Origin of the sequence: Agrobacterium sp. NPDC089420, assembly GCF_044900305.1 — a bacterium.
Lineage (GTDB): Bacteria > Pseudomonadota > Alphaproteobacteria > Rhizobiales > Rhizobiaceae > Agrobacterium.
Genome location: NZ_JBJDMY010000062.1, coordinates 1 through 1797 on the forward strand (window position 1 = coordinate 1; position 1797 = coordinate 1797).

The following is a 1797-nucleotide window of genomic DNA, read 5'->3' on the forward strand; positions in this document are numbered from 1 at the left end:
TCAGTACCTGGAGCAGATCCGGTGGCAGGAGGGATTCCTGTTTTCTGCAAATCATGATTCACTCCATTTATGACGAAGCGCCGCCTGCCCATGTCCGAGCATGCCGACACGCTGTCGTTGAAAGCGCTGCGAGAACTCGTGACCGGTCTGGTGGGGCGGGCTGATCGGGCAGACGCCCGGATCGAGAAGCTCGAAGCTGAGAACCAGAGGCTTCGGGATGAGAACGATCAGCTCAGGCTGGAAAACACCCGACTGAAGATCGACAACCAGCTTCTGCGTGACGAGATTGCGCGGCTGAAGAACCTGCCGCCGCGCCCACCCTTCAGACCGTCGGGGATGGAAAAGACAACGGGTGGCAAGACGCTCACCGGCAAGGATCCGGCGCCCAGGCCGCGAGGGCCGAAGAACGATACGAAGCGGGTCACGCGTGAAGAGGTGCTGGCTGTCAGTGTACCGCCTGGATCGCGCTTCAAGGGCTACAAGGACTGTTTCGTCCGGGATCTGGTGTTGCGGGTCGAGGTGGTTCGTTACCGGCGGGAATGCTGGCTGACGCCGGAGGGAGACACCATCATCGCGCCGCTGCCTGCGGGGATACGAGGCGGGTTTGGGCCCAATCTGCGGCGATTTTGTCTGATGCTGCATGCGCATGGGCAGGTCACGACGCAGCGAATGACGACCTTGCTCAACGACGTAGGTGTCGAGATTTCCAAACGACAGGTCATCCGGTTTCTGACGCAAGGGATGGAAGGCTTTCACGCCGAGGATGCCGCTGTGCTGCATGCTGGCCTCGTCTCGGCGCCCTATGTAACGGTCGACGACACCGGTGCCCGCCATGCCAACCGCAATTTTCATACGACGCACATCGGCGGAGAACATTTCACCGCCTTTCGCACGGCGCCGGCGAAGTCGCGACTGAACTTCCTGGCCCTGCTGCGCGGCAACTATCAGGACTATGTCCTTAACGATGCGGCCTTCACTTTTCTCGAAGACCGACAGGTCGACCCTGCCGTTCTGGCACGGTTGAACACCCACGAACCGCAGCGGTTTGCCAATCAGGTCCCGTTTCTCCAGCACCTCGCCGAACATGGGATCGACATTTTCGACACGGAGACGCTCCGGCCGTTCGCCGAGGCCGGCATATGGGGTGCCATCCGCCATCATGGGCTGGTCGGTAATGCGGTGATCGTTTCCGACGATGCCGGGCAGTTTCGGGTCGGTACCCATGCGCTGTGCTGGGTCCACGCAGAGCGATTGCTGCACAAGCTGATGCCGGCAACGCCGCGTCAGGTAAAACACGTCGAAACCCTGCGCGAGCTGATCTGGCTTTTTTACAAACAGCTGAAAAACTATCAGCGAAGTCCCAGCCAACGTGCAGCTCACGGTCTTCAAGTCCGGTTTGATCGGATTTTCTCCATCCGCACCGGCTATGGCGAGCTCGACAAATTGCTGTTTCGGCTGAGCCGCCGCAAGCCGGAGCTGCTCAGGGTTCTGGAGCGGCCGGAGATCCCGCTCCACACCAATGCATCCGAGCGAGATCTGCGTGGGTTTGTCATCAAGCGGAAGATTTCTGGAGGGACGGTCAGTCGCAATGGCCGGCAGGCGCGCGACAGTATGCTCGGCCTGATGAAGACCTGCCAAAAGCTTGGTCTGTCCTTCTGGCACTATCTTGGCGACCGGTTGGGCATCCGCGACGACAATCATCCTATTCCGCCCCTCCCTTCCATGGTTGCGGCACGCGCCTGACGCCTCATCCTTGCCCATTGGGCTGGCATTGCCACCAGATTAGCCCCGCTTACC

1 protein-coding gene is annotated in these 1797 nt (G+C 60.3%); it reads left to right on the plus strand.

What is annotated here, in order from left to right; genetic code table 11:
• Window positions 1-69: 69 nt before the first annotated feature.
• Window positions 70-1743 (plus strand): transposase, encoded by a 1674-nt coding sequence (locus ACI2KA_RS26925; RefSeq protein ID WP_404505484.1) that lies wholly within the window; start codon window positions 70-72, stop codon window positions 1741-1743.
• Window positions 1744-1797: the final 54 nt, after the last annotated feature.

Bases quoted from the DNA above. Each gene is read 5' to 3' on its own strand.
- ACI2KA_RS26925 (WP_404505484.1), top strand. From the start codon at position 70: ATGACGAAGCGCCGCCTGCCCATGTCCGAGCATGCCGACACGCTGTCG.